Raw genomic sequence first — 9061 nt, forward strand, 5'->3', positions numbered from 1 at the left:
GTACCGAGAACACGTTGCCGAAGTTGGAGCTGGCGGTCATGTTCAGATACTTGATGATATTACCGAAGGTTTCACGCCCTTTGATCACCCCTTCTTCCAGCACCATCAGGTTCTTTTCCAACAGGATGATGTCGGCGGATTCCTTGGCGATATCGGTGCCGGTATCAACAGAAATGCCCACATCGGCATCGCGTAACGCCGGGGCATCATTGATGCCATCCCCCAGGAAGCCCACGGTGTGGCCGTTAGCCTGCAACATTTTCAGCACGCGCGATTTTTGCAGCGGCGTCAGCTTGGTGAATACCGTACGCTGCTCAACCTCACGCATCAGATGGGCATCATCCATCTGTTCAATCTCCAGGCCCGAGAGTGGCTCTCCCGGTTCCAGACCGACGTCACGGCAGATTTTACAGGTGATCACCGGGTTGTCGCCGGTCAGTACTTTCACCGCCACGCCATTTTCCTGCAGGGCTGCAATCGCTTCACGAGCGCTCTCTTTCGGTGGATCGAGGAAGGTCAACAGGCCTTCGATCACCAGATCGCGTTCATCCACAATGCTCAGTGGCAGAGTCCCCCCCTCCAGACCCAGATCTCGCGTTGCCAACACCAGCACGCGGAAGCCATCTTCGTTGTACTGGCAGGCCAACGCCTGCAAATCGGCACGGCGAGCCTCGTCAAGCGCCAACACCTGCTGCCCAACGCGGATGTGAGTGGCGATCTCCAGCATCTCTTCAACCGCGCCTTTGCAAATCAGCAGTGGGTGCTGTTGTTCATCCTGTACCACGATCGACAAACGACGGCGTACAAAGTCAAACGGCAGCTCATCAACCTTGCTGTAGCGCCCTAACGCCTCAACCCCTGGTTGCCCTTGGCCAAAACGGATCACCGCCTGATCCATCAGGTTTTTCATGCCGCTCTGATGGAAGCTGTTCAACCAGGCTAAATGCAGCACGTGGTTATCCTTGCTGCCGTTCACGTCCAGATGGTGTTCCAGAATGATGCGATCCTGCGTCAGAGTGCCGGTTTTATCGGTACAAAGCACGTCCATCGCGCCAAAGTTCTGGATCGCATTCAGCCGTTTGACCACCACCTTGCGGCGTGCCATGGCAATTGCGCCCTTCGCCAGGTTCGAGCTGACAATCATCGGCAGCATTTCCGGCGTCAGACCCACGGCGACCGCCAAGGCAAACAGGGCCGCCTCCGTCCAGTCTCCCTTGGTAAAACCGTTAATCAGCAAAACGATCGGCACCATCACCAGCATAAAGCGGATCAGCAGCCAGCTAACGCTGTTTACCCCACGGTCAAACGCGGTTTGCGAACGAGTACCGACGATCGACTTAGCCAGGGAGCCAAAGTAGGTGCGGCCACCGGTCGCGACCACCACCGCCGTCGCCGTTCCGCTGGCCACGTTGGTGCCCATCAGGCAGATATTGGCCAACTCCAGCAGTTCGCTTTCGCTGGAGGCATCACTCTCAATGGACTTTTGACTGACGTTGGCCAAGGCATCGTATTTCTCGATCGGTATCGCCTCACCGGTCAGGATGGCCTGGCTGATAAACAGATCGCGTGAACTGAGTAAACGCAGGTCCGCGGGTATCATGTCCCCGGCGGAGAGCTGGATAATGTCGCCCGGAACCAACTCACGAATGGGAATTTCCACCGCTAACGCCTGGGAGCTGAAATTACTGCGGCGTAACACCGTTGCCGTGGTACGTACCATCGATTTGAGTGATTCGGCCGCTTTATTGGTGCGGTATTCCTGCCAGAAGCGCAGCAAACCGCTCAACGCCACCATGATCAGGATAATGATGACACCGGTAAGATCGGTTTCTTCACCGTGCTGAATGGGTAGCCAGTAATCGGTAAAGAAACTGATCCCTGCCAGCACCATCAACACAAAGATAAACGGGTTGTTAAACGCGCTGACTAACTGCACCAACGCATGCGGCGCCTTCTCATGGGCGACCTGATTGCTACCAAAATACTGCAAACGCTCCTGGGCATCTTCCTGGGTTAAGCCGATGCGGTTACAGTTCAAATTAGCCAACGTTTGATCGAGGCTGTTCTTTGCCTCGAGAGCAATGGCATACGGCTCGCGCTGTTTATCACGGCGGCGGCTATTTTCTTTCATCTGGATCATGACGCTATTCTCTTTTTTTACTTTGCACACAGGGCTACCCCGCCCGTAATAACGGGTGAACATACGCAAAGTGGAATTTATTTTTTCGGCGTAATTAAGGTAACACTTATTACCTTAATTACTCAGGGTAATTATATATCTGGGGTAAGTTTGCATAACACATCCTTATCACCTTATCGGTGAAGGTTAATTATCGTTAAACCGGTAATTCTGATGCAACGCGCCAATGCACGGCACTCACGCTGCGCTCCAAACTAATACGGCAGACAATGCCTTCAATCTCTTTTTGCGCCGCGGGATTAGCCACAATTTCCGCACAAACTTCCAACTGGCCCGGAATGGCAATATCGGCACTGCGCAGCGATTGCAGGCGTAATGCCACACCGTTCAACGCCTGTAAGATCAGGGTACGAACCAGGATTTCATCTTGCTCCCCGCAGGTCACCTGGACGCGATAACGCAACTCCAGATCTACCGCCTGCTGCTGCGGTTGCAGGTTGATGCGCTGCGCCGCTTCACGTAGCAGGATATTGGCGCACAGGATCACCAGGGAGGCACAGACGGCTTCCCAATGCTGCCCCAGGCCGCAGAGCACGCCGATAGCCGCCGAGCACCACAAAGTGGCCGCCGTGTTCAGGCCGCGGATATTTAGCCCTTCCCGCATGATCACACCGGCACCGAGAAAACCGATACCGGAAACGATCTGCGCCGCAATACGCCCCGCGCTGGAAGGTTCGGTGGTGAAAGAACTCAGTATAAATACGGCGGCCCCGGTCGCGACCAAAGAATTGGTTCGTAAGCCCGCCATACGCTGACGCCATTGACGCTCGGCACCGATCACGGCACCCAGGCCCATCGCCAGAAATAAATTCAGGATAAAAGGAGTCATAGCCATGATCTTCCCCTTAATGACTTATTGAGGTTGAATCATGTGCCGTTAAGCACACGCGAAATCGCGCCGATAATTAATCAGCGGGTTAGCGTATGGGTGCCCGGAGGGAAAAGGCCGTGGTGATGGTTAAATACCATAATAATATCCGAATCAATACGCCCGATGCGCTAGCGCCTCGGGGACAACAATCTTATTCGGGTTTGCACAGCTCGGAATAACTAGAGAGGGGTGCTGCCCGCCGTGTTCGGCAAGCAACAAATCACAGGAGATTGGTCAACTTGCCTTTATTATTTCGCTACTACTGCAACTGTCCAATTGGTTTTCTCCTCGGTGATTTTGGCTGAAGTATAGTTATGTGAGGTTATGAAGTAAAGGTTAAATTATTAAACAAAACCTAAACCGTATATTCCCCTTATTTAATTACTGTTATAGGCACAATAATATAAGGGGGCAAGTCGGGCGCAGTAAACAGTTCATCGGGCGCAGCATGCGGCGCCCCGGGGTGACGATCGCGTTGAGGTTTTGTCAGCAGCCGTAGCGATTTAGTTTAGCTGTTGCTGTAACCAGTTGAGTAACGCTGCCACCTCAGGTGTTAAACCGGCGGCGGGCGGCCATACCAGATAGACATCGCTATCGTTCAAATGTAGCGCCGCCGCCAGGGGTACCAAGCGCCCAGCTGCAATCGCATCCTTCGCCAGCACGGCTTTAACCAGAGCAATACCAAACCCCTGCTCGGCTGCGCGCAACAGTAAACCAGCATCGTTGAACAGCGCCAACTGTTGCCCACCGCCAATTTTCCCAACGGCACTAAACCAGCTATGCCAAGGAGTGACGTCATGCTCAAGCAGCGGAACCTGTGGTTCTCCAGCATCAAATGCCTCCTGCCATTGTCTGGCCATCTCAGGGGTGGCTACCGGCAGTACCACTCCAGAGGCGATACGCTGCGCCTGAACGCCTGGCCATTGACCATCACCAATGCGGATCGCTGCATCGAATCCTTTGCGACCAAGATCCTGTATTGCCAGCGAGGCGTCAATATCCAACCGGATCCCAGGGCAAGTACGGTGGAACTCCGCTAATCTGGGCAACAACCAGTAATGCGCAAAGGAAGGCAGCACGCTAATACGCAGCAGCTGGCTTACCGCTACCCGTCTGGCCCGGTCAACGCCCTGTTGCAAAGCGAGCAAGGCAGGCTCAGTTGCCGCCAGCAGTTCACGCCCGGCGGCATTTAGCCGTACTCCACGCCCGGAGCGTTCAAAAAGTGGGTAGCCAATAGCCTGTTCGAGCTGCTGAATTTGCTGGCTGACGGCACCGTGAGTCAGGCTCACGCGTTGCGCCGTGGCACGCAAATTCTCCAAGCGGGCGGCGATCACAAAGGTCGGCAAAATATGCAGGGGGAGACGCTCATGCATTACTGGTTAGCCTTACTATCCAAAAGGGTCATTTTATATCGATATTAGCACCAATCAGGATCGCCTATAGTGCAAACATACTGGCCCTCAACCCAAGGCATAACCATGCACCCACGTTTGCAGCAGGATCTTAACGACTTACCCCGCATACTTGACCGAACCAACCAATTGGCTCAGGGCTTCCTTGCCGGCTTGAGCCAGCGCCCGGTATGCCCGCCCCTGGCCGAACAGCAGTTAAAAACCGGTGACAATCGGCTGGCTGAAGAGGGGTGCGGTGCGTTAGCGGCGTTAGAAGAGTTTTGGCAACGCTATGAGGCTGGCCTTTCCGGCAGTGCCGGGCCACGTTACTTTGGTTTCGTCACCGGCGGTAGCACCCCTGCGGCACTGGCTGCCGACTGGTTGGTCAGCACTGCCGACCAGAATAGCCAACTGAGCCATGATACCGTGGCGGCGGCGATCGAGCTGGCGACGATTGAGCAACTGAAAACCCTGCTGCAACTGCCTGCCAGCTTCAGCGGTAGCTTTGTCAGCGGTGCTACCATGGCCAACTTCACCGGGATCGCTATTGGCCGCCAGTGGTTAGGGCAACAGTGCGGGATCGATGTAGCACAGCTTGGCCTGGCCGCCTTGGGGCCGATTCAGGTGCTTTCCGCCAGTGCTCATGCCAGCAGCGTGAAAGCGCTCAGTATGCTCGGTATTGGGCGTGATGCGTTAAAGCTTATCGCCAGTCAGGCTGATTGCGAAGCTATTGATATCGAGGTGCTTGAGCACCATCTGGCCGCCACACCCGATGTCCCGACGATAGTGCTCGCCAGCGCAGGCACGGTAAACACCGGCGTTTTCGACAATCTGCCCCGCCTGCTGGCACTACGTGCACGCTATCCCTTCTGGTTACATGTTGATGCCGCCTTTGGGGGGATCGCAGCCTGCTCCCCCCGCCTGGCCCATTTGCTGGACGGCTGGCACCAGGCGGACTCAATCACCGTAGATGCCCATAAATGGCTGAATGTCCCTTATGACAGTGCCATTCAATTTACCCGTCATCTGGCATTGCAGATGCAGGTGTTCCAGAATCACTCGGCCTATCTGGAAGCCCCCACGTTACGCCCAGACAACTATTTGCACCTGACGCCCGAGAACTCGCGGCGTTTTCGTGCCCTGCCCTTGTGGATGGCATTGAAAGCCTACGGCAGCAGTGGTATGCGGGAGATTGTCGAGCGTAATGTGACGTTGGCGCGCCGTTTAAGTGACGGATTGGCAGCCAGTGAAGGCTTCCACCTGCTGGCCCCGGTGGATCTGAACATCGTGTGTTTTGCGCTGAAGGGCGTTACAGGCGATGCCACCGCCGCACGCAATCGCTTTATCGATCGCTTGGATCAGCACGGCGTGGTGCGCTGCACGCCCACCAGCTATGCGGGCCAGCCGGGTATTCGCGCAGCCCTGGTGAATTGGATGACCGAAGAGCAAGATATTACTCTGGCACTGGCATCGATGCAGGCATGTCGGGCCGAAGCCTGAAAGTCGCGAGGCGTTGCTTTTGCTGGCCATCGGTAGCGATATTCAGCGGCGATAGCCAGGCGGTAAACGCTTCGCGCAATAACGGCCACTCACCATCGATGATGGATAGCCAGTCCGTGTCACGGTTGCGACCCTTTCTGGTCATCGCCTGACGAAAAGTGCCCTCAAAGGTGAAGCCCAGACGCAGTGCGGCCTCACGCGAGGGGACATTCAGACGATCGCATTTCCACTCGCAACGGCGAAAGCCCAAGTCGTCAAAAGCGTGCTTGAGCATCAGAAAGATGGCTTCACTCCCCATCGCTCGCCGCTTCATCAAAGGTGACCAGTTGATCATTCCCAGTTCCACCACCCCATTGGGTTGGTCGATATTCAAGAAAGCACAGGTGCCGACCGCTTTACCGCTAGTGGCATCGATCACTGCCAAGGTGTTTCTACCCTGGGTTGCCAGTTGTCGCTGCAGATACTGTTGGAAAACAGCCAGCTCAGTGGGACGTTCACTAGACAGATAGGTCCAATCACTCCCGTCCTCTGCCAGTTGATAAGCGTGAAACAGCTCATCGGCACGACGTGCAATATCCATCGGCTGCAAGCGGCAAAAGCGCCCTTGGAGAGTCTGTTTTCCCGGTTCACCCGCCGGTTGCCAGCCCTCAAGCAAGGCACCAATGGGTTGCCCAAACTGATTGTGATCCATCCGGCCTCCTGGTTGTGGGTTGAAATCGCATTTGGCAGCATTTCGTTTTCTCTGTGCATCAAGATAGGTCAGGAAAACCGATATGTCGCTGATAAGTTCTTCACCATGGAATAGTTATCAAATGAAATAATTTACATTTGTTATTTAATTTAATACCCCATGGTTAGCAGAGCTACTTATTTTGACTTGCTTTCAGTCATAAACAGCACGCAAAAGTAACCAAGAATCGTTACCATTTACCCCAATACATTGATACAATCAATTGAATAAACATACTTATGGGATTTGGTGATGGATCGGCAGCAACGAATTTGTCAAAAAACCGCCAACGCTGGCGTCACAGCGAGACATAAGATACACTTAAGAATTATCTGATTAACGAAAAATAGTATCAAGATGAAAATGCCTAACCTTAGCAACAGATTTAAAGCCGAATCCCAGGCCTCTACCGATATTTCCAATTTCATGGTAACCCCTGAGCATAATAAGTCGACTTAAGCTAAACTAATGGTTTTGGTGGATTTTAAAATATAATTCGAAAAGACGTTGAGTCATGCCGGTTTTATTGATAGAAAGTTGCATTCATAAGATGTGTTTTTTTATAACTTTCAGCCTGTTATCTTCAGGCTTTTCTTTTATAACCGCGTGGAAACGGAATTAAGTGGGGGCCTTTATGCCAATAATCATTATGGATTCATGCAGTTACACTAGGTTAGGATTAACCGACTACCTGACGTCGCATGGGATGAAAAAGCGTCAGATTAGCGCTGTCAATCATATCGACGGCCTGCATGAGAAATGCACCAAACTTAAGCCGAATATGGTCTTCCTAAATGAAGACTGCTTCATTCATGAGGCGGATGCGACGGAAAGAATAAAACGCGTGATCTCGCTTAATCCCGATACTTTATTCTTTATTTTCATGGCCATCACTAACGTACATTTCGACGATTATTTATACGTCCGCAAGAACGTGATCATCTCGTCAAAATCGATTAAGCCGCAAACCATGAGTGAGTTGCTTAACCACTACTTAGAAAGAAAGCTGGTTCGCCCGGAAAAAAGCTCGCTGGACCAGACGCCTGTCACACTCAGCCAAACCGAGTCAAACATGCTGCGCATGTGGATGTCCGGCCAAGGCACCATCCAGATCTCCGATCAGATGCAGATCAAGGTAAAAACCGTCTCTTCCCATAAGGGAAACATCAAAAGAAAGATCAAAACCCACAACAAGCAGATCATCTACCATGTTGTCCGCCTGACCGACACGCTTACCAGCGGCATTTTTGTCAACAGCCGTTGATAACCGTCTTGGCCAAGTAAAGCGACAGCGGAACACAGTGACTTAGAGTACGACTAAAAAATGCCCGTTTTCAGCGGCAACGCTTGTCGCTGCGGGCATTTTGGCAGGCTTTCAACACCACATAACTCCACCAGCCAGGCCAGCGGCGAGCGGCGAATACAGGGAAAGGTTTACTCCTGTTCAGCGCTACGCAATTCTACAAAGGTCCCATCGCGGCTATCGATTTCATTGAAGAACCACACGCCCGCCGGGTAATCCTCTAGTGACACCAGATACATTGTGCCTTCATTAAACACTTCAACTTCCAACACCACCCCTTCCCGACGAGGGCCGCCGTCGGTCTTTACCGTCACCAGATCGTTAACTTTCATGCTCAACCTCGTTATTTATCCCAGATATCAGTCTATTACAGTTGACGAAAAGAACCCACCATTGCAACGGTCGCAGCATGCAGCGCCCCTACACATGCCGCGGTATCCTCCTGGACCTGATGTGCAGCTCCTCACCTTCGGGTTGGGGTGAGGCGCCTGCGAGCCATCATACGGCGATGACCACTAAAGTTTAGCAGAACTTAGACTGGGTCTTTCAGACCACCTGAGATCCCACGGTGAACCGCTCTGCGCCCACCAGGCTCAAATCGCAGACACAAAAAAACCCGCCTTGGCGGGTTTTTGTTAATCAGCGAGAGGCCGATTAGATAGCGGTAACGTTAGCCGCTGACGGACCTTTAGCACCGTTCTCGATAGAGAACTGTACGTTCTGGCCTTCAGCCAGGGTCTTGAAGCCTTGATCCTGAATTGCAGAGAAGTGTACGAACACGTCTTTGCTGCCGTCTGCAGGAGTGATGAAACCAAAACCTTTAGACTCGTTGAACCACTTCACTTGACCTTTGATCATGTTAGACATGTTGAATTCCTTCAATAAAAATGTAAGCCACCATGGGCATGAAATAGCCGGTCATCAGTTACTTATGGAGGCACTAGAAAGGAAATTCGTCAGTGAAGAGCTATCAAGGATAACGCTTTAAATTTGAACTACTTTACTCAAAATGTCGTGCATAAATAGGTCTGTACCACAGGCCGAGAATCATTAACTCATGTCGGGC

8 protein-coding genes are annotated in these 9061 nt (G+C 52.7%); 2 read left to right on the forward strand and 6 right to left on the reverse strand.

The features are described from left to right. From mgtA to ACLQ7H_RS28640, 3 genes are all read right to left on the reverse strand, one after another. A partial coding sequence (gene mgtA / locus ACLQ7H_RS28630; protein WP_411755597.1) for a magnesium-translocating P-type ATPase occupies positions 1-2140 on the reverse strand: 2140 nt, incomplete at its 3' end. Positions 2141-2336: 196 nt separating this feature from the next. Then, positions 2337-3035: an MgtC family protein gene (locus ACLQ7H_RS28635; protein ID WP_411755598.1), complete on the reverse strand. Its 699-nt coding sequence runs from the start codon at positions 3033-3035 to the stop codon at positions 2337-2339. Between the two features lie 539 nt (positions 3036-3574). Further along, positions 3575-4444, reverse strand: coding sequence for a LysR substrate-binding domain-containing protein (locus ACLQ7H_RS28640; protein WP_411755599.1), 870 nt, complete (start codon positions 4442-4444; stop codon positions 3575-3577). A 105-nt stretch (positions 4445-4549) separates the two neighbouring features. On the opposite strand from ACLQ7H_RS28640, the gene ACLQ7H_RS28645 reads away from it, so the two are divergent. Next, positions 4550-5962, forward strand: coding sequence for a pyridoxal phosphate-dependent decarboxylase family protein (locus ACLQ7H_RS28645; protein ID WP_411755600.1), 1413 nt, complete (start codon positions 4550-4552; stop codon positions 5960-5962). Here ACLQ7H_RS28645 and ACLQ7H_RS28650 read toward each other — a convergent pair. After that, on the reverse strand, positions 5916-6653 hold the full coding sequence (locus ACLQ7H_RS28650) for a GNAT family N-acetyltransferase (protein WP_411755601.1): 738 nt from the start codon (positions 6651-6653) through the stop codon (positions 5916-5918). The genes ACLQ7H_RS28645 and ACLQ7H_RS28650 overlap by 47 nt on opposite strands. A 673-nt stretch (positions 6654-7326) precedes the next feature. Here ACLQ7H_RS28650 and rcsA point away from each other — a divergent pair. Beyond that, complete coding sequence (gene rcsA, locus ACLQ7H_RS28655; protein ID WP_411755602.1) at positions 7327-7956, forward strand: transcriptional regulator RcsA; 630 nt, start codon at positions 7327-7329, stop codon at positions 7954-7956. A gap of 170 nt (positions 7957-8126) precedes the next feature. On the opposite strand, the gene dsrB is transcribed toward rcsA, so the two are convergent. Together dsrB and cspE are read right to left on the reverse strand one after the other, a co-directional pair. After that, positions 8127-8327, reverse strand: a complete 201-nt coding sequence (dsrB, locus tag ACLQ7H_RS28660) for a protein DsrB (protein ID WP_411755603.1) — start codon at positions 8325-8327, stop codon at positions 8127-8129. 322 nt (positions 8328-8649) lie between these two features. Beyond that, positions 8650-8862, reverse strand: coding sequence for a transcription antiterminator/RNA stability regulator CspE (gene cspE, locus ACLQ7H_RS28665; protein ID WP_004946278.1), 213 nt, complete (start codon positions 8860-8862; stop codon positions 8650-8652). Between the last annotated feature and the right edge of the window lie 199 nt (positions 8863-9061).

It is taken from the genome of Serratia sp. (in: enterobacteria) (genome assembly GCF_046715635.1).
GTDB lineage: Bacteria > Pseudomonadota > Gammaproteobacteria > Enterobacterales > Enterobacteriaceae > Chania.